Annotated in this window: 20 protein-coding genes; 13 read left to right on the top strand and 7 right to left on the bottom strand. The window is 69.4% G+C overall.

Annotation, left to right across the window (positions count from 1 at the left end; all coding sequences use genetic code 11):
- Positions 1-46 precede the first annotated feature (46 nt).
- The 4 genes from rbsD to DW298_RS15020 are packed head-to-tail and all read left to right on the top strand — an operon-like array spanning position 47 to position 2,882.
- Complete coding sequence (gene rbsD / locus DW298_RS15005; RefSeq protein ID WP_136043275.1) at positions 47-451, top strand: D-ribose pyranase; 405 nt, start codon at positions 47-49, stop codon at positions 449-451.
- Positions 451-1,263: a GntR family transcriptional regulator gene (locus DW298_RS15010; protein WP_136043276.1), complete on the top strand. Its 813-nt coding sequence runs from the start codon at positions 451-453 to the stop codon at positions 1,261-1,263. Before rbsD ends, DW298_RS15010 begins: the two co-directional genes overlap by 1 nt.
- Positions 1,264-1,284: 21 nt before the next feature.
- Entirely contained in the window at positions 1,285-2,343 is a 1,059-nt protein-coding gene (locus tag DW298_RS15015) for a PLP-dependent cysteine synthase family protein (RefSeq protein ID WP_136043277.1), read from the top strand.
- Between the two features lie 23 nt (positions 2,344-2,366).
- Positions 2,367-2,882 carry an ACT domain-containing protein gene (locus DW298_RS15020; RefSeq protein WP_136043278.1) on the top strand — a complete coding sequence of 172 codons (516 nt, stop codon included), beginning with the start codon at positions 2,367-2,369 and terminating at the stop codon, positions 2,880-2,882.
- A gap of 20 nt (positions 2,883-2,902) precedes the next feature.
- Here the strand turns inward: DW298_RS15020 and DW298_RS15025 are convergent, their stop codons facing one another.
- Positions 2,903-3,586, bottom strand: coding sequence for an FCD domain-containing protein (locus DW298_RS15025; protein WP_136043279.1), 684 nt, complete (start codon positions 3,584-3,586; stop codon positions 2,903-2,905).
- A 178-nt stretch (positions 3,587-3,764) separates the two neighbouring features.
- Between DW298_RS15025 and DW298_RS15030 the strand changes: the two genes are divergently transcribed.
- The 4 genes from DW298_RS15030 to DW298_RS15045 are packed head-to-tail and all read left to right on the top strand — an operon-like array spanning position 3,765 to position 8,252.
- Entirely contained in the window at positions 3,765-5,000 is a 1,236-nt protein-coding gene (locus tag DW298_RS15030; protein ID WP_136043280.1) for an aminotransferase class V-fold PLP-dependent enzyme, read from the top strand.
- 58 nt (positions 5,001-5,058) lie between these two features.
- Entirely contained in the window at positions 5,059-6,369 is a 1,311-nt protein-coding gene (locus DW298_RS15035) for a sugar ABC transporter substrate-binding protein (protein WP_136043281.1), read from the top strand.
- A 3-nt stretch (positions 6,370-6,372) separates the two neighbouring features.
- Complete coding sequence (locus DW298_RS15040; RefSeq protein WP_136043282.1) at positions 6,373-7,335, top strand: sugar ABC transporter permease; 963 nt, start codon at positions 6,373-6,375, stop codon at positions 7,333-7,335.
- The gene (locus tag DW298_RS15045; RefSeq protein WP_205820394.1) at positions 7,332-8,252 is read left to right on the top strand and encodes a carbohydrate ABC transporter permease; all 921 of its coding nucleotides are present in this window, start codon (positions 7,332-7,334) and stop codon (positions 8,250-8,252) included. The genes DW298_RS15040 and DW298_RS15045 overlap by 4 nt, the downstream gene beginning before the upstream one ends.
- Before the next feature lie 110 nt (positions 8,253-8,362).
- Here the strand turns inward: DW298_RS15045 and DW298_RS15050 are convergent, their stop codons facing one another.
- Positions 8,363-9,376: an aldo/keto reductase family protein gene (locus DW298_RS15050; RefSeq protein WP_136043283.1), complete on the bottom strand. Its 1,014-nt coding sequence runs from the start codon at positions 9,374-9,376 to the stop codon at positions 8,363-8,365.
- A gap of 68 nt (positions 9,377-9,444) precedes the next feature.
- Positions 9,445-10,908 (bottom strand): PLP-dependent aminotransferase family protein, encoded by a 1,464-nt coding sequence (locus DW298_RS15055; protein ID WP_136043284.1) that lies wholly within the window; start codon positions 10,906-10,908, stop codon positions 9,445-9,447.
- Positions 10,909-11,038: 130 nt separating this feature from the next.
- Between DW298_RS15055 and DW298_RS15060 the strand changes: the two genes are divergently transcribed.
- The gene (locus DW298_RS15060; protein ID WP_136043285.1) at positions 11,039-11,317 is read left to right on the top strand and encodes a hypothetical protein; all 279 of its coding nucleotides are present in this window, start codon (positions 11,039-11,041) and stop codon (positions 11,315-11,317) included.
- Here DW298_RS15060 and DW298_RS15065 read toward each other — a convergent pair.
- Together DW298_RS15065 and DW298_RS15070 are read right to left on the bottom strand one after the other, a co-directional pair.
- Positions 11,305-12,831 carry a DUF4407 domain-containing protein gene (locus DW298_RS15065; RefSeq protein ID WP_136043286.1) on the bottom strand — a complete coding sequence of 509 codons (1,527 nt, stop codon included), beginning with the start codon at positions 12,829-12,831 and terminating at the stop codon, positions 11,305-11,307. The two genes, DW298_RS15060 and DW298_RS15065, sit on opposite strands and share 13 nt — an antisense overlap.
- A gap of 83 nt (positions 12,832-12,914) precedes the next feature.
- Positions 12,915-13,487, bottom strand: a complete 573-nt coding sequence (locus tag DW298_RS15070; RefSeq protein WP_136043287.1) for a TetR/AcrR family transcriptional regulator — start codon at positions 13,485-13,487, stop codon at positions 12,915-12,917.
- A 66-nt stretch (positions 13,488-13,553) separates the two neighbouring features.
- Between DW298_RS15070 and DW298_RS15075 the strand changes: the two genes are divergently transcribed.
- Positions 13,554-14,177, top strand: a complete 624-nt coding sequence (locus tag DW298_RS15075; RefSeq protein ID WP_136043288.1) for an NAD(P)H-dependent oxidoreductase — start codon at positions 13,554-13,556, stop codon at positions 14,175-14,177.
- Here DW298_RS15075 and rlmN read toward each other — a convergent pair.
- Positions 14,126-15,412 carry a 23S rRNA (adenine(2503)-C(2))-methyltransferase RlmN gene (gene rlmN, locus DW298_RS15080; protein ID WP_205820396.1) on the bottom strand — a complete coding sequence of 429 codons (1,287 nt, stop codon included), beginning with the start codon at positions 15,410-15,412 and terminating at the stop codon, positions 14,126-14,128. The genes DW298_RS15075 and rlmN overlap by 52 nt on opposite strands.
- 124 nt (positions 15,413-15,536) lie before the next feature.
- On the opposite strand from rlmN, the gene DW298_RS15085 reads away from it, so the two are divergent.
- Genes DW298_RS15085 through DW298_RS15095 form a run of 3 tightly spaced genes read left to right on the top strand, consistent with a single transcriptional unit; the run spans position 15,537 to position 17,657 of the window.
- Positions 15,537-16,175, top strand: coding sequence for a bifunctional 4-hydroxy-2-oxoglutarate aldolase/2-dehydro-3-deoxy-phosphogluconate aldolase (locus DW298_RS15085; protein WP_136043289.1), 639 nt, complete (start codon positions 15,537-15,539; stop codon positions 16,173-16,175).
- 40 nt (positions 16,176-16,215) lie between these two features.
- Positions 16,216-16,911, top strand: coding sequence for an ankyrin repeat domain-containing protein (locus tag DW298_RS15090; RefSeq protein WP_136043290.1), 696 nt, complete (start codon positions 16,216-16,218; stop codon positions 16,909-16,911).
- On the top strand, positions 16,908-17,657 hold the full coding sequence (locus tag DW298_RS15095) for a sulfite exporter TauE/SafE family protein (protein WP_136043291.1): 750 nt from the start codon (positions 16,908-16,910) through the stop codon (positions 17,655-17,657). The genes DW298_RS15090 and DW298_RS15095 overlap by 4 nt, the downstream gene beginning before the upstream one ends.
- 23 nt (positions 17,658-17,680) lie before the next feature.
- Here DW298_RS15095 and DW298_RS15100 read toward each other — a convergent pair whose 3' ends face one another.
- On the bottom strand, positions 17,681-18,511 hold the full coding sequence (locus tag DW298_RS15100) for an NAD(P)-dependent oxidoreductase (protein WP_136043292.1): 831 nt from the start codon (positions 18,509-18,511) through the stop codon (positions 17,681-17,683).
- Between the last annotated feature and the right edge of the window lie 96 nt (positions 18,512-18,607).

Genomic DNA, 18,607 nt, shown 5'->3' on the forward strand with positions numbered 1-18,607 from the left:
AGCGAACGAGCTCACGACCCGAGCATCCGGAGAACCGAGGAGACACATGCGCAAGACGGCCACCACGATCAATCCCGCGCTCTCCCGCGTGATCAGCGAGACCGGGCACACCGACCTGATCGTCGTCACCGACGCGGGCCTGCCCATTCCCCCGGGCGCCGAGCGCATCGACCTGGCCTATCGCCCCGGCGCTCCGGCATTCCTCGACGTGCTCGACACCGTGCTCGCCGAGCTGGCGGTCGAAGGAGCGACCGTCTCGGCCGAGGTCGCCGAGAAGAGCCCGGAAGTGCTGGAGGCGCTGCGGGAGAGGTTCGCCGGCTCGGGTTTCGAGATCGACCTCATCCCGCATGTGGAGTTCAAGAAACTCAGCCAGGGCGCCCGCGCGTTCGTGCGCTCCGGCGAGTTCACCCCCTACGCGAACGTGATCCTGCACGCGGGGGTGGCGTACTGATGGCCATCGTCGACGACGCGATCGATCGGCATTCCGCCGCACCCATGTACGACCAGCTGCGCCAGCTGATCATCGACGGCATCGCCCGCGACGGCCTGCAGCCCGGCGACCCGCTGCCCGGCGAGCACCGGCTGTGCGAGCGGTACGGCATCTCGCGTACCGTCGTGCGCCAGGCGCTCGCCCAGCTGGAGCACGAGGGGCTGGTCGAGCGGGTGAAAGGCAAGGGCACGTTCGTCTCACGCCCCCGCACGAGCGAGAGCCTCGTGCACACGCTGGTCGGGCTGTACGACGACGTCGAGCGCCGTGGCGGACACGTGCACAGCGACGTGCTGCGGCACGAGCAGGCCACGGCCGACGAGGAGGTCGCGCTCGCACTGGAGGTGCCGGTCGGCTCCCCGGTCGTCGTACTGGAACGTCTGCGCCACGTCGACGGCGAACCCTGGTCGCTCTCGACGACGTGGATGCCGGAGGCCGTGGGCTCCGTGACTCTCGGCGCCGATCTGACCGAGGGATCGCTCTACCGGCTGCTCGCCGACAATGACATCGTCGCGACGCACGGCGTGCGCTCGGCGGAGGCGACCGTGGCCACACATGAGCAGGCGCAGCACCTGGGGGTCAGCGCCGGGTCGGCCCTGCTGCGACTGCGCAGCATCAGCCGCAGCTCCGACGGCACGCCCATCGAGTACTTCATCGCGTACCACCGCGGCGACCGTTCGCGCTTCGAGTTCCAGCTGCGGCAGGAGCAGGGACAGGCCTCGCTCTTGCATGTCGACGGTGACGGCGGCGCCTCGCCCGCCGGGACGGTCGGCTGACCGGCCGGTAGTCTCGAGGGCATGAGCGACTGGACCAGCACCGCGATCGCCCTGCTGGAAGCCGACGCCAACCGCAGCGCCGACACGCACCTGCACCTGTTCCCGCTGCCGCCCGAGTGGGGCATCGACCTGTACCTCAAAGACGAGTCCGTGCACCCGACCGGGTCGCTCAAGCACCGCCTGGCGCGCTCGCTCCTCCTCTACGGACTGGTCAACGGCCGCATCCGCGAGGACACCACCCTCGTCGAATCGTCGAGCGGGTCAACCGCGGTCTCCGAGGCGTACTTCGCCCGGATGCTGGGTCTGCGTTTCATCACGGTCGTGCCGCGCTCGACCGTGCAGGAGAAGATCGACCTCATCGAGTTCTACGGCGGCACCTGCCACTTCGTCGACCGCGCCGAGGACATGTCGCCCGAGGCGCAGCGCCTCGCCTCCGATTGCACGGGCCACTACCTCGACCAGTTCACGTTCGCCGAGCGCGCGACCGACTGGCGCGGCAACAACAACATCGCCGAGAGCGTGTTCAGCCAGCTCGCGCAGGAGCGGCATCCGATCCCCGCCTGGATCGTCACCGGCGCCGGCACGGGTGGCACGAGCGCGACCTTCGGGCGGTACGTGAAGTACCGCCGGCACGAGACCCGCATCGCCGTGGTCGACCCCGAGGGCTCAGCGTTCTACGACGGGTGGGCAGGCACTGTCGACCCGCCGGCCGGGCGCCCCAGCCGCATCGAGGGCATCGGCCGGCCGCGGGTCGAGGCCTCGTTCGTACCCACCGTGATCGACGAGATGATCCGCGTCCCCGATGCCGGTTCGATCGCCGCGATCCGGATGCTGCGCGAGCGCACCCTGCACTGGGCCGGCGGCTCGACCGGCACGAACCTGTACGGCGCGTTCCAGCTCATCGCCCGGATGCGGGCCGCGGGCGAGACCGGCAGCGTCGTGACCCTGATCTGCGACAGCGGGGTCCGCTACGCCGGCACGTACTACTCCGACGAATGGGTGGCGGCGCAGGGCTGGGACCTCGCTCCGCACCGCGCGCGGCTGGATCGGTTCCTCGAGACGGGCGTCTGGGTGGAGTGAGACCCTCGGGCTACGCTGGCCCCATGACCACACTCATCCTCACCGTCGCGGGTGCAGACCGTCCTGGCCTCGTGGCCGCCGTCGCCGATGTCGTGGATGCACACGGCGGCAACTGGGAGAACAGCTCGCTGGCGGAGCTCGCCGGAACGTTCGCGGGCGTGATCGAGGTCTCGGTCGCGGACGACCGGGCGCCGGAGCTGAGTTCCGCACTGCGCGGACTCCAGGGGCAGGGGCTGCTGACTCTCGCCGTGCTCACCGGGACACCGGATGCGGATGCCGCCGACGACCGACTGCTCCAGATCCAGGTGCTCGGCAACGACCGGCCCGGCATCGTGCGCGAGGTCTCCGGGGTACTGAGCGCCCATGCCCTGAGCATCGAGGAACTCGCCACCGAGACCCGGGATGCCGCGATGGCCGGCGGCCGCCTGTTCGAGGCGTCCGTGGTGGCGAAGGTCCCCGCCTCGGTCGACCTCGATGCCCTGCGCGACGACCTCGAGCGCCTCGCCGCCGAGATCCAGGTCGACATCACTCTCGACTGACCGGACGGAAAGACCCGCCCTCAGTCCTCGAGCCCCGAGTACCGCCGCACCCAGTACTCCGTGTATGCCACGTGCGCCGAGGCCGCAGCGCTCGCGGCGACGGGGTCGGCCGCGGCGAGCCCCCGCAGGATCGCGCGGTGCCCGGCATCCGAATGCACCTTGAGCTCGGCGGCGTCTCCGGGTTCGGAGATCCGGTAGGCCCGCGAGCGCGACCGCAGCACGTCGATCAGGCTGGTCAGGGCCTCGTTGCCGGCGACGCCGGAGATCGCCATGTGGAACTCGTGGTCCAGCCGCGACTGCTCCTCGAAGTCGGTGGTCGCCTCGATCTCGGCGAGCACGCGGTCCAGCGACTCGACGGTCTCCTGATCGATGCGCGCGGCGGCGAGGGCGGCGGCATGGGGTTCGAGCACGCGGCGCAGCTCGGTGAGCTCGAGCACGCCCGCCATCGGCAGCAGCCCGACCGTGAGCGACAGGCTGCCGATCAGGTCGGCCGCGCGCAGTTCGCTCACGTAGCTGCCGGATCCGTGCCGCGTCTCGAGCACGCCGAGGGCGGCGAGCATCCGGATCGCCTCACGGAGGGATCCGCGGGAGACGCCGAGTCGTTCACAGAGTTCGCCCTCGCTCGGCAGCCGATCCCCGGGCCGTAGCGCACCATCGGCGATCAGCGCCCGCAACCCGTGCAGCGCTGTGTCCAACGCACCCATCGTCATCCTCCCCGACGCCGTCGATCTGACACCGCCGACTCTTCTGTGAGTCTGTCGGAACCGTCACGGCCGACAAACTCGTATGACAAGTATGTTTCCGTTTTGGGTTTTCGTGGCGTCTATCGACAGTCTGTGGCAAAGTTGTGCAACAACTCGCCCGACTCATCGATGAGGACTGATGCCCGCACCGCTGTTCCCCGCACCGCTCACGCTGAACTCCGGCCTGCGAGCGCGCGACGCCTGGCCCCTCGACCCGGCAGTGATCCATCTCAACCACGGATCCTTCGGCGCGGTCCCGTCGGTCGTCGTCGCGCATCAGGACGCCTTGCGCCGTCGCGCAGACCTCAGCCCGGTCGAGTGGTTCCCGCGCATCGCCGAGCGCGTGCAGGAGGCCCGCGCTCGCACAGCCCCGTTCGTGGGCGCCCGCACGGAGGACAGCGTCTTCGTGCCCAACGCCTCGGCCGCGGCGACCGTGGTCTACAACGCGCTGCAGCTCGATGCCGGTGACGAGATCCTCGTGACCGATCAGGGCTACGGCGCCATCACGATGGGAGCCGAGCGTCTCGCCCGCCGGTTCGGGGCCGCCGTCCGCACCGTCGCCCTCCCGTTGCTGTCCTCCGACGACGAGATCGTGCAGCTCTTCGTCGACCAGCTCACGCCCCGCACCCGCCTGATCGTGGTCGACCAGATCACGTCGCCGACCGCCCGGGTGCTGCCGACTCGGCGCATCGCCGACGCGGCGGCCGAGCGCGGCGTTCGCACGCTCGTCGACGGTGCCCACGCTCCCGGCCTGATTCCGGATGCCGCTGCCGTGGCGGGCGGCGACTGGTGGTTCGGCAACCTGCACAAGTGGCCGTGCGCACCGCGCGGCTCCGCCCTGCTGGTCACGTCCGCCGCCGACCGCGACGAACTCTGGCCGCTCATCGACTCGTGGGCCGCGCGCGAGCCCTACCCGGAGCGCTTCGACACCCAGGGCACGATCGACGCCACGACCTACCTGGCCACACCCACCGCGATCGACTTCATCGAGAGCGAGTTCGGCTGGGCGGCCGCACGCACCGCGATGGCGGAGATCGCGGATGCCGGCGCCGAGCTGATCGCCGAGGCCCTGCGCCCGTACGGCGATGAGGACCCGCTCACCCCGCTCCCCTCGCCCGTGCCGTCGATGCGGCTCGTGCGTCTGCCGCTCGGGCTCGGCGCGACCCGCGAGGAGGCCGACGCCCTGCGCATGGACCTGCTCGACGCGGTCGGGGTCGAGACCGCGTTCACGAGCTTCCGCGGCGTCGGGTACTTCCGACTCTCGGCACACCTCTACAACGAAGCCGCCGATTACGAGGCCTTCGTCGAGCGCTGCATCCCGCAGATCCTGAGCCGTGCCGGCATCCGCCCCGCCGACTCCCTCATCGTCCCCTGACCGTACCCTTCCCACCCGCCCGCAACACCCACCCCCAACCCCCACCGAGAGGCACATCGTGAAGAACAAGATCTTGACGACCGCAGCGGGATTCGGCACCGTCGCCGTCCTCGCTCTCACCGGCTGTTCCGCGAGCTCCGGCCCGTCCGCCGACGGCAGCGTCACCCTGCAGATGGTCGAGAGCCTGACCAACCCCGCTCGCACCGAGCTCCTGCGCGGACTGCTCGACGACTTCGAGAAGGCGAACCCGAAGATCACGGTCAACCTCGTCTCGCCCCCCACCGAGCAGGCTGACGCGAAGATCCAGCAGATGCTGCAGTCCGGCAAGGGCGTCGACGTGATGGAGGTGCGCGACATCACGGTCGGGCCGTTCGCGAACAACGGCTGGCTGTACGACCTCGGCCCCGACCTCGAGAAGTGGGACGGCTGGGATGCGCTGACCGACAACGCCCAGTCTGCTTCGGTGGCTGAAGACGGCAAGAGCTACTTCGTGCCCTACGGCTTCTACGGCCTGTCGCTGTTCTACCGCACCGACCTCGTGGAGGAAGCGGGCTTCGACGGTCCGCCGCACAGCTGGAAGGACCTGCTGGAGCAGGCATCCGCGATCCAGGACCCGTCGAACAACATCTACGGCTACGCCTTCCGGGGCGGCCAGAACGCCAACAGCAACGTGGTCGCGGCCATCGAGGCGTACACGATCGACGGACTCGACGTCGACGACGCGTTCCTGATGGAGGACGGCTCGACCATCTTCGCCGCCTCCGAGGCGCAGGAAGCCGTCGACGACTACTTCGACCTGTTCAAGAACGCTTCCCCGCCCTCGGCCGTCTCGTGGGGCTACCCCGAGATGGTCGCCGGCTTCACGAACGGCACGACCGCGTTCCTGCTGCAGGACCCCGAGGTCATCGCGACCGTGCAGGACTCTTCGCTGACCGAAGACCAGTGGGACACCGCGCCGCTGCTGGTCGGCCCGTCGGGCAAGGCTGCTCAGCCGCTCGCCGTCGCGGGCTGGGGCGTCGCCGAGAACAGCGAGAACAAGGAGGCATCCGTCAAGCTCGTCGAGTTCCTCTCGTCCGCCGAGCCCGCCACCGAGTTCGCACAGGCCAACAGCCTGGTGCCGATCATCTCGGCCGCGGCCGATGACGAGTTCTACTCGTCGGGCCCGTGGACCAGCTACGTCACCATGACCGAAGACCCGGAGACCTACGTCAACGTGCGCCAGCCGCGCGGGGTCAGCTGGTGGACCGAGTGGATCCAGAAGTCCGACCAGGACGTGCAGAACGTGCTGCTGGGCAACATGTCGACCAGCGACCTGCTGGCATCGTGGGATGCGTTCTGGACCGAGAAGTACGCCGCGGAAAAGGACTGACCTGTGGCCCGCACCGCACAGAAGGGAGGCTCCGTCGGCACTGCTTCGCAGCAGGCCGCCGTCGGGGCCTCCCCGGCATCCCGCCGACGCCCGTTCCGCGGCCGTCAGGCATGGACGCTGCTGGCGTTCCTCGCACCCGCGATCGTCTTCGTCTGCTGGTTCACCTACTGGCCGATGCTGCAGGGCGCGCGCATGGCCTTCCACGACTGGAACCTGTGGGACCTCACGTCGACGCCGTTCGTGGGCTTCGACAACTTCCTCGCGGTGTTCCGCGATCCGGCCTTCCCGACCGTGGCGTGGAACTCGGTGCTGTGGGTCGTCGGCTCGCTCGTGCCGCAGCTCGTGATCGGATTCCTGATCGCGCTCGCGCTGCGCACGAGGTTCCGCTTCCGCGGGCTCTACCAGGCGCTGGTGTTCTTCCCGTGGGCGGTGTCGGGCTTCCTGATCGGGATGCTGTTCCGCTGGATGTTCAACGCCGAGTTCGGCGTGGTCAACGATTTGCTCATGAAGGCGGGGCTGATCGACGCCCCGCTCCCCTGGCTGGCCGATCCGAAGCTCGCGATGTTCGCCGTGATCGTCGCCAACGTCTGGTACGGGGTCACGTTCTTCGCGATCATGATCCTCGCGGCGCTGCAGTCGGTGCCCGACGAGATGCTGGAGGCGGCGAGCCTCGACGGCGCGGGCAAGTTCCGGCAGCTGTTCTCGATCATCATCCCGTACATCTCGATGACCCTGCTGCTGACGATCCTGCTGCGCGTGATCTGGATCTTCAACTTCCCCGACATCATCTACGCGATGACCAACGGCGGACCCGCCAACCAGACGCACATCATCACGACCTGGATGATCAACTACACCCAGCAGGGCAACTACGGCTTCGCGAGCGCGATCGGCCTCATCGTGATGGCCGTGCTGTTCGTGTTCTGCGCGTTCTACCTGATGGCGATGCGGAGAGTGCAGCGATGACCATGACAGACGCCTCCCGGAAGGGAACCTCGATCACCGAGACACGGCGAATCACCGTGCCGGACCCGGCATCCGCACCGCGTCCGAGGCCCCGCGTCACGATCGGCGGCGTCATCCGCGTGGTCGGGCTCGGCCTCTGGCTCGTGATCACCCTGTTCCCGCTGTACTGGATCGCGCTGACGTCGTTCAAGTCGCCGGGCACGATCAACCGCTTCCCGATCGAGTACTGGCCGAGCGAGCCCTCGCTCGAGAACTACGTCAGCCTGTTCGAGAAGAGCTCGTTCGGTGTCTTCCTCGGCAACTCGGCTCTGGTCGCGGTCGTCGGCGGTGCGGTGGCGACGCTCATCGCGCTGCTGAGCGCCTACGTGCTCGCCCGGTTCGAGTTCCGCAGCAAGGGCGCGATCCTGATCGCGTTCCTGTTGACGCAGATGATCCCCGCGTTCATCGCGCTGGGCCCGCTGTACTCGATGATGACCGACCTGGGGCTGGTCGACACCAAGCAGGGCCTCATCCTCGTGTACATCGCGATCTGCATCCCGTTCTCGACGGTGATGCTGCGCGGTTTCTTCGAGAACGTGCCGGATGCGCTCGAAGAGGCCGCGATGATCGACGGATGCTCGCGCCTCGGTGCCCTGTTCCGGGTGCTCGTCCCGGTCATGACACCCGGCATCATCGCGGCGTTCATCTTCAACTTCGTGAACTGCTGGAACGAGCTGTTCCTGTCGGTCGTGCTGATGAACACGGACGCGAACCGCACCGTGCCCTCGGCGCTGAACGGCTTCATCTCCACGTTCAACATCGATTGGGGCTCGATGAGCGCCGCCGCCGTGCTGACGATCCTGCCGACCATGGCGATGTTCGCGCTCGCGAGCCGCTGGATCGTGCAGGGCCTGACCGCGGGTGCCGTGAAGGAGTAGCCTCCGCATCTCCGCCGAGACCCCCCGTTATCGCCGAGACCCCCGCCTGCGAACGTATGCAGGCGGGGGTCTCGGCGCGAAGACGGGGCTTCAGCGACCGTGCCCGAGAATCAGGTCAAGCGCGCCTTCGGCGACACCGAGTAGGTGTGCTCGGCGTCGCGGTTGACCGTGTCACCCAGGGCCGTGTCGATCGCGGCCAGGGTGTCGGCGTCGAGCTTCACGCCCGAGGCCTTGACCGTCTCGGCGAGCTGCTCCGGACGCGAGGCACCGACCAGCGCGGCCGCGACGTTCGGGTTCTGGAGCACCCATGCGATCGCGAGCTGCGGCATCGACAGCCCCGCCTGCTCGGCGATCGGCTTCAGCTTCTGCACGGCGGAGAGGATGTCGTCCTGCAGGAAGCTCTTGATGAAGTCGGCGCCGCTGTGCGGGTCGGTCGCGCGCGAGCCCTCGGGCACCGGCTGGCCGGGCAGGTACTTGCCGCTGAGCACGCCCTGCGCCATCGGCGACCAGACGATCTGCGAGATCCCCAGCTCTTCGGACGCCGGAACGACCTTGCCCTCGATCACGCGCCACAGCATCGAGTACTGCGGCTGGTTCGAGATGAGCTGGATGCCGAGCTGCTTGGCGAGGGCGTGCCCCTCGCGCAGCTGCTCCGCCGTCCACTCCGAGACGCCGATGTAGAGCGCCTTGCCCTGACGGACGACGTCGGCGAATGCCTGGAACGTCTCTTCCAGCGGGGTCTCGTAGTCGAAGCGGTGCGCCTGGTACAGGTCGACGTAGTCGGTGCCGAGACGCGTGAGCGAGCCGTTGATCGACTCGAAGATGTGCTTGCGGCTCAGGCCGGTGTCGTTCGGACCCTTGGGGCCGGTCGGGAAGTAGACCTTCGTGAAGATCTCCAGCCCCTCACGGCGCTGCCCCTCCAGAGCCTTGCCGAGCACGACCTCCGCAGCCGTGTTGGCGTAGGTGTCGGCGGTGTCGAAGGTGGTGATTCCGGCATCCAGTGCGGCGTGCACGGTCTTGACCGCGGCGTCGTCACCGACCTGCGAGGCGTGGGTGACCCAGTTGCCGTAGGTGATCTCCGAGACCTTGAGACCGCTGTTGCCGAGATAGCGATAGTTGACCATGGAACAACGCTACTGGCTGCGTGCGATGGTCGGGCTGGATGCCGGCATCCGCCGTCATGCGCGTCATCCTAGGAAGGCATCCCGAGGGTCTCCCGATACTCGCGCCAGGCCGCTCCGAGCCGACGGATGCCCTCGGCGAGCACGTCGTCGGGTGCCGTGAACGGAATGCGGATGTGGTCGTCCGGAGACGCCGACACCGCGAACGCCGCGCTCCCGGCGATCGAGACCCCGTGCGTCGCGGCGACCCTCGCGAGCGCGGCGGCGGAACCCACCGGAACCCGGACCCACAACGACAGCCCGCCGCGGGGCGGCTCGACGTTCCAGTCGGGCAGATGCTCGGCCATCAACTCCTGCAGCAGCCGGAGGCGCTCCTGGTGGATGCGACTGTTCGCCCGGCGGAGGTCGTCGGCGCGGGCGATCAGGTCGAGGGCGAGCAGCTGCCCCGGCACGCTCGTGGACTGGTCGGCGAGCTGGCGGGCCCCGCGCAGCCGGCGCACGAGCACGGGGTCAGCGCGCAGCCAGCCGATGCGCAACCCCGCCCACACCCACTTCGACACCGACTCCACGACGATGATCGGGGCGTCCGCCCGTTCGGCGGCGAGGGTCGGCGGCACCACCCCGTCGAAGGAGATGCCGGCCACGACGCGGTCCTCGATCACAGGCACGCCGTACTGGGCGGCGAGTTCGGCGACGCGATGCCGCGCGGCAGCAGGAAGGCGCGACCCCGTGGGGTTCTGGTGGTGGGGGTTGAGGGCGACGAGCACGGGTCGCAGGCGAGCGAGCGCCTGTTCGAGCGCGTCGACGTCGAGCCCGTCCACACCCATCGGGACGCCGTGCACCGTGCCACCGCGCAACCCGACCGAGTCGGTGACGCCCGGCCAGGTGATCTCCTCGGCGAGGACGACGTCGCCCGGGCTGACGAGAGCGTTGACGACGAGGCTGATGGCCTGCTGCGCGCCATGCGTGACGAGGATCTGCTCCGGCGTCGTCGGGGTGCCCTCGGCGATGTACATGTCGGCGATGAGGGTGCGCAGCGCGGGGAGGCCTGCGGGGTCGGTCTCGGGCAGCAGCGCCAGCTCGAGCCGCGGCGTGTGCTCGCTGATGAGCTGCACGCCCAGCTCGGAGATCTGCGGCACGGTGCGCAGCAGGTCGATCGCATTGGGCAGCGCCGAGAACAGCGCCTCTCCCCGCCCCTGCCGTTGCACGGGAGCCACGGATGCCGCCGCACCGGTGATGCGCGTGCCACTCCCCTGCCGCCGATCCACCAGACCACGCTCGGCGAGGTCCGCGTAGGCGGCGACGACGGTGCCGCGCGACACCGAGGTCGCCGCGGCGAGAGCGCGCTCGGCCGGCAGTCGATCGCCGGGGCGCAGCTCGCCCCCCGCGATCAGGGCCTCGATGCCGCGGGCGAGCCGAGTGGCGAGCGTGCCGTCGCCATGCGTCCAGCGACCGAGTCGCGCCGAGAGTGCCTCCGAAGCGACCTCGCCCGCGCGTACGAGAGCCGGTGCCGCATCCGCGGATCGTGCAGGCATGGCCGATCCGTGGTCCACCGGCCGGGGATTGGCTCTGTCATCCGTGCTCATGAGACCTGATTCTGGACCAATGAACACGCCATTGACCACCCTCGCCCGCGATCTTGAGCCAATCGATCCGAATTGGACCATGGCTCAGCTCGTCGAGTGGCTCAGTGACGATGCGCGTCAGCATGATCCGGCGCTGCAGCAGCCGCTCGCCCTGATCGAAGCGGCCCTCACCGGATCCGAGTGGTCGCGAACACCGTCGACGGTCGCCCTGATCCGCTCGCTGACTCTGGCTGCCCCGCATCGCCCCGGGTCCGTGATCGCCGACGTCCTGCTTCCGGTCGCAGTTCCTGCCGCTCATCGCGTGGGCGGACGGCAGAAACTGCGACCGGAAGGAAAGCCGCAGCCTCAGGTCGCCTGAGCCTGGGAGGCTGACGCAGGGGATGGGGCAGGGGTAGGAGCGGGCGCGGGGGTCGTGACGATGTCGGCGCGGTCGCGGAAGCCCTCGGCGGTCACCCGGTCCAGGGCGACCTGCTTGCGGATGGCCGCGGCCTTCTCGTAGAGGCTCGGGTCGCCATAGCTCGTGAGCACCTTCACCAGCACGGGCAGCAGCTCGATCATGAAGAACAGCGCCGCGATGAGGATGTGCGCCCACAGGATCGTGGGCTCCTTCTCGCTCAGGCGGTTCAGCCCGCTGATCTGGCTGAGCAGCCCGACCGCTCCGGCGTTGCCCTGGGCCACGGCATCCGCGCGCGCGTTGTATGCGGCGAGCGCCTGGTCATACGTGTCGCGGGCGGCCGGCAGCTGGGACTTCGCCTGCTCACGGTTCGTCGACTCCGAGGTCGAGGTGTTCTCCTTGGCGGCGGTGCCGGCGGCGGCGAGCTCCTCATTCGCGGTGCGCAGCTGTGCGGCGAGCGCGTCGTACGTCTGCTGGGCCTCGGCGAGCTGCGCCTTCGCGGCATCCGAGCTCGCACCCTCGCCGTTGACGCCGGTGCAGCCAGGGACCGTGCCCGCGCCCTCACCGGTCAGCTCGCACTGGTAGAGCACGCGCGCCTGATCGATGACCTTCTGCTGCTCGGTCATCTTCGCGGTCACGTCGTCGACCGTGGCCTGGGCGGCCGACTCGGTCGCCGAGGAGGATTCGGTGCCCGCGACGATGCCGGTCGCGGCCTGGTTCTCGAGTTCGGCGACCTTGGCGGTGGCGGCATCCAGCGCGATCTTCTCCGGACCGGACTCCAGCGCCTCCTGGTCGGACTGCGACTGCGTGATGTTGGTCGATGCGACCTCGCGCGCGATGTCGTTGTGGAAGATCTGCAGCACCAGCGGCTCGGCGACGACGAAGCCGATGATCGCCGCCATGATCACACGCGGGATCGCGAGGCCGATGAGGCGCCAGACGTTCCGCGTCGAGCTCATGGTCGAGGTGAGGAAGCGATCGAGGTTGAAGATGATGAGCGCCCACACGAGCGCCAACGGCACGGCCAGCCAGATCGCGGCCTGCACACCGGTGGTGAGGGCGAAGAGCATCGAGATGGCGGAGACCAAGGCGGTGCCGGCGAGCACGAAGAACATCTGCACGAAGCGGGGCGTCTCGCCGGGGACGCGGTCGAGGATCTCGCCTTCCGCTCCGCCGAGGATCGCGAGGGTCCGGGCACGGGAGCCGGGTGTGCGCGGCGCGCGCTTCCGGCGGGGTTTGCGGACACGGGGTTCGCGCGGGGGCTTCACCGGGGAGGACTCGTCGGCGGCGACCGCATCGGCGATCGGGGTCGCCTCCGCAGGCTCTGCGACGGGCACCTCGCGGGTGGTGTCGTCGGCGCCGGTCGGCTCGAACTCGCGCAGGAAGTCGAGGTCATCGGTGACGGCGTCGGATTCGCCGTCGATGATGATCCGACCCTGCGAGTCGTAACGACCCGGTCGATGGGCGGAATAGGGCATCCGAACAATCTACGAAACATCGCCTGTGGATCGCGTGGAAGAGTCCTTGGAACGCCTCACAGCTTTCGTGCCGCCCGGTGGATTCAGGATGCCGGGAGCAGGCGGTCGAGGGCGGCGGCGTAGGCCGAGAGCCCCTCGTCGAGGGTGAAGTGCCCGGCGGCGGCGAGGGTGCCGAGCCCGTGGATCAGGCCCCACAGCACGACGACATCGGTCGGCCGGTCGAGCCCCGCCGCAGCCGCAGCGTCGGCGAGCACGGCCTCGAGCCCGTCGATCAGGGGCGCCATCGTCGCGGTCGGGGATCCGGGGATGCAGACGGTCGGGTCGTAGACGGCGTCGAAAGCGTGCGGATGCTCGACCGCGAAGCGGATGTACGCCGAGCCACCGTCGGTGAGGGCTGCCCGCGGCGTCGCGGCCTTGTCGGCGGCCGCGCGGACCTGGTCGAGGAGGTCGGCCATGCTGCGCTCGGCGATCGCCTTGAGCAGTCCGAGCCGATCGGAGAAGTGGTGGTACGGCGCGTTGTGGCTCACGTTCGCCGCCCGTGCGACCTCGCGCAGGCTGATCTCCGCCGCCGGCATCCGCTCCAGCAGTTGCATGGCGGCGTCTTCCAGGGCCCGGGCGAGATCGCCGTGGTGGTAGCCGTCCTTCGAACTTGACATGAGCAACATTGTCTCCTATCTTGACACTGTCCACCAGCTTGACACTGTCCAGATAGGAACAAAGCCATGTCCGCTCTCGTGATCGACGGCCACCCCGACGCCCGCTCCCTGACCGCCTCACTCGCCGAGCGGTACGCCGCAGGTCACGGCGATGCCCGCGTGCTCGCCCTGCGCGACCTCGACTTCGACCCGAACCTGCGCTTCGGCTACCGGGAGCGCATGACCCTCGAGCCCGACCTCGTCGAGGCCAAGCGCGCGCTGCAGAGCGCCGACACGATCGTCATCGCGACGCCGTTATGGTGGGGGTCGGTGCCCGCTGTGCTCAAGGGCTTCTTCGACCGGGCGCTGCTGCCTCAGCAGGAGTACCGGTACACGAAGCTCGGTCTCCCAGAAGGGCTGCTGCCGGCGCGCAACGGCCGACTGCTCCTCCTCGCGGACACGCCCTGGTACTTCGCGCCGTTCACCGGACTCCCCGCGCAGACCCACGTCGCCCGAGGGACGATGCGCTTCTGCGGCATCCGCTCGGTGCGCACGCACCGCATGCTCGGGGTGAGGGATGCCTCGGCGGCGACCATCACCCGCTGGCTCGACCGCGCCGAGCAGCTCGGCACCATCGACGCGCGCCGTGCCGGTGCGCCTCAGGCCATCGCGGCGGAGGCGGCCTCGTCTTCGGTGGTGGCGACGAGCTGACCGCAGGCGCCGTCGATCTCCTTGCCGCGGGTGTCGCGGAGGGTGGTCGGGATGCCGGCATCGTTCAGGCGTCGCACGAACTCGTTCGTGACATCCTTCTCGGATGCCGTCCAGATCGAACCGGGCGTCGGGTTCAGCGGGATCGGGTTCACGTGCACCCAGCCGCGTCCGCGCTGGTTCAGCTTCTCGGCCAGCAGGTCGGCGCGCCAGGCGTGGTCGTTCATGTCCTTGATGAGCGCATACTCGATCGAGACTCGACGGCCGGTCTTGGCGTAGTAGTCGTAGGCGGCATCCAGTGCCTCGTCGACCTTCCAGCGGGAGTTCACCGGGATGAGCTCGTCGCGCAGGTGGTCGTCCGGCGCGTGCAGCGACAGCGCGAAAGTGACGGGGATGCCCTCGTCGGCGAGCTTCTTGATCGCCGGCACCAGGCCGACGGTCGACACCGTGATGCCACGGGCGCTCATGCCGAGGCCGTCGGGCTGCGGGGCGACCATCGACCGCACCGCATCCATCACGCGCTTGTAGTTGGCGAGCGGCTCACCCATCCCCATGAAGACGATGTTCGAGACGCGCTCCATGCTGTGGTCGTCGGACTTCTTGCCGCCGAGGCCACCCTCGGCGATGAGCCGGTTGGCGCGCACGATCTGCTCGATGATCTCGGCGGTGGACATGTTGCGGGTCAGCCCCGCCTGTCCGGTCGCGCAGAACGGGCAGTTCATTCCGCAGCCGGCCTGGCTCGACACGCACAGCGTGATGCGGCCGGGGTAGCGCATGAGCACCGACTCGACCAGGGCGCCGTCGTGCAGGCGCCACAGGAACTTGATCGTGTCGCCGCGGTCGGTCTCGAGGCGGCGGACCTCGGTGAGCAGCGGCGGCAGCATCCCGGCGACGAGCTGCTCCCGGGTGTCGGCCGGGAGGTCGGTCATGTGCTCGGGGTCGGACGTGTAGTGGCGGAAGTAGTGCGTCGACAGCTGCTTCGCGCGGAAGCCGGGGAGCCCGAGCTCCTTGACCTTCTCGATGCGCTCGGCCGGGGTGAGGTCGGCCAGGTGCACGGGCGGCTTGCCGCGCTTGGGGCTCGCGAACTGCAGGAGCGGACGCCCCTCGGCATCCTTCTGCTGGGTCCACCCCTCGGTCGCCGGGCGCACCTGCGGCTTCTTGGTCTCGCGGACGGCCCCCGAACGCGACGACGCGGGTGCTGCGGGGCGCGTCTCGCGCGTGCGGGGAGTCTCGGTCATACCTTCCAGGGTACGCGGTGCCGGGTGGGAAGCGCCTGGGGTAGGCGCGACCGCCGTGGACATCCGGCGGATGCGGTCTTCCCCGCGGGGGAGAATGGATGCGTCCCCGACCGCAAGGAGCCTCATGACCGACCGTCTCGACCGCGCCCGCAGCACCGGCATCCTCGCCGTGCTCCGCGCCTCATCCCCCGAGCTGGCTCTGGAGGCCTCCGAGGCGATCATCCGCGGCGGGGTGACCGGCATCGAGGTGACCTTCTCGACACCCGACGCGCCCGCCGTCATCCGTGAGCTCATCGCCCGGCACGGCGACGCCGCGTACGTCGGCGCCGGGACCGTGACCACCGCTGCGCAGGCCGCGGCGGCGGCGGATGCCGGAGCGGAGTTCCTCGTCAGCCCCGGCACGCTCCCCCACCTGACCCGCACGATGCTCGACACCGGACGCGTCGTGATGACCGGAGCCATGACCCCGACCGAGGTCATGAGCGCGCTCGAGCTCGGCGTCGACGTCGTGAAGATCTTCCCGGCGTCGCTCGGCGGCCCGTCGTACCTCGGCGCGCTGCGCGGCCCGTTCCCCGACGCCCCGCTCATGCCCACCGGCGGCGTGAGCCCCGACAACCTGGCGGCGTGGTTCGCGGCGGGTGCGGTCGCGGTCGGCGCCGGCGGCGACCTCGCCAACGGCGCATCGATCGCGGCGTCCGACTGGGCGGACATCGAGCAGCGCGCTGGCCGGTTCGCGGCAGCGCTCACCGCCGCACGCGGCTGATCGCCCGATCGCATTCAGCATCGTTTGGTATACCAGACGCATGCGACGGAACATTCTCGTGAGCGCACTCGTGGCCGCCCTGCTGACCACGACGGCGTGCACCGCGAACCCCGACGCGTCCGCACCGACACCGACACCGGAGGCCTCCATGACCGACGCCACTCAGGATCTGCTCGTCGCCGCCACCACCGGAGACGCGGATGCCGTGCGCGCGGCACTCGGTGACGGCGCAGACCTCGAGGCGCGGGGCGACGGCGGAATGACGGCCCTGGTCGCCGCGACCAAGGCGAACCACGTCGACGCCGCGCAGGCTCTCATCAAGGCCGGCGCCGACGTGAACGCCAAGGACGACATCCAGGACTCCGCCTACCTGTACGCCGGCGCTCGCGGGCACGACGAGATCCTGCGCCTGACGCTCGACAACGGCGCAGACCTGACGAGCACGAACCGCTTCGGCGGCACCGCGCTCATCCCGGCGTCCGAACGCGGACTCTTGCCGACGGTCGAGATCCTGCTCGAGGCGGGCGTCGACCCGAACCACGTGAACAACCTGAACTGGACCGCGCTGCACGAAGCGATCGTGCTCGGTGACGGCTCCTCCCGCTACGTCGAGGTCGTGCGCGCGCTCCTCGACGGCGGTGCGGACATCGGCATCCCGGACGGCGACGGCGTGCTGCCGGTCGACCTCGCGAAGGCCCGCGGCTACGACGCGATCGTCGCCGAGCTCGAACGGTGATCGCCCTCGACCCGTGGGCATGGGCCGCGCTCGCGGTGGCCGCGGTGACGATCGGCATCTCGAAGACGGCCCTGCCCGGCGGCAGCATCCTGGCGATCGCCCTGTTCGCCGCGGTCCTGCCCGCCCGCACCTCGACGGCCGCGACCCTGCTGCTGCTCATGGTCGGCGACCTGTTCGCGCTCTTCGCCTACCGCCGGCATGCCCACTGGCCGACGCTGCTGCGCCTGGCGCCCGCGGTCATCGCGGGACTCCTCGTCGGATTCGCGTTCCTCGCACTCGCCGGCGACGGGGTGGTCCGCCGCGCGATCGGCGTGATCCTGCTGCTGATGATCGCCGTGACGCTTTGGCGCCGGTGGCGGCAGAGCAAGGCCGACACAGTGACCCCGCCGTCGGGAGGCATCGTGCTCGCGGGCGCCTACGGCACGCTCGGCGGCTTCACGACCATGGTCGCCAACGCAGGCGGGCCGGTCATGTCGATGTACTTCTTGGCCACCCGCACGCCCGTGCAGGTGTTCCTCGGCACGTCGGCATGGTTCTTCGCCATCATCAACGTGATCAAGGTGCCGTTCCTCGCCGGCCTTGGGCTGTTCCATGCACCGGTGCTGCTGATGGATGCCGTGCTCGCCCCGCTCGTGGTGATCGGCGCGCTGCTCGGCCTGCGGGTCGCGCGGCGGATGAACCAGCGCGTGTTCGACCGCATCGTGATCGTGCTGACGATCCTCGGCGCGGTGTATCTGCTGATCTGAGCGCCTGCGCCGCACCCGGATGCTCAGTCGAGGAAGATGTCCGGGAACAGCGCGCTGTCGGGTGTGCCGGGGATCGCGGCGTAGCCCGAGAAGTCGGTCACTCCATCGGCCTCGAGCACGTCTTCCACGATGAGCGACTGCCCCGTGTACGACGCCGCGGGCTTGAGGAGCACGGCATACGCGGCATCGGCGTAGATCTCGGGCGTGCGGCTCGCGGCCATGACCTTGTCGCCGCCGAGCAGGTTCTGCACCGCCGCGGTCGCGATCGTGGTGCGGGGCCACAGTGTGTTGGCGGCGATCCCGTCGCGCGCGAACTCCGCCGCGAGGCCGAGCGTCGCCAGGGTCATCCCGAACTTCGCCAGCGTGTACCCGGTGTGCGCTCCGAGCCACTTCGGCGTCGGGTTGAGGGGCGGCGAGAGGGAGAGGATGTGCGGGTTCTCGGCATCCTTCAGGATCGGCACGGCCGCACGGGAGAGCATGAAGGTGCCGCGCACGTTCACGTCCTGCATCAGGTCGTACTTCTTGGCGCCCAGGTCGAGCGAGCGCGAGAGGTCGATGACGCTGGCGTTGTTGATGACGATGTCGATGCCGCCGAACTCACCCTGCGTCTTCATGACCGCTTCGGTGATGTCGTCGTCGTCGCGCACGTCGCCGACGATCGGCAGCGCTTGACCGCCCGCGGCCCGGATCTGCTCGGCGGCGGTGTGGATGGTGCCCTCGAGCTTCGGATGCGGGGTGTCGGTCTTCGCGAGCATCGCGATGTTCGCACCGTCGGCGGCTGCCCTCAGCGCGATCGCGAGTCCGATTCCGCGGCTGCCGCCCGATATCAGGATGGTCTTTCCGGCAAGGGACATGGTTTCTCCTGGGTTCTCGTCGCGAGTTCTGACGTGTTCCGGTCGCACTTTCTGCCGCTTGTGAGCTGCGAGAGCGGCAGAAACTGCGACCGGAGC

The organism is Microbacterium sp. A20 (genome assembly GCF_004794515.1).
GTDB lineage: Bacteria > Actinomycetota > Actinomycetes > Actinomycetales > Microbacteriaceae > Microbacterium.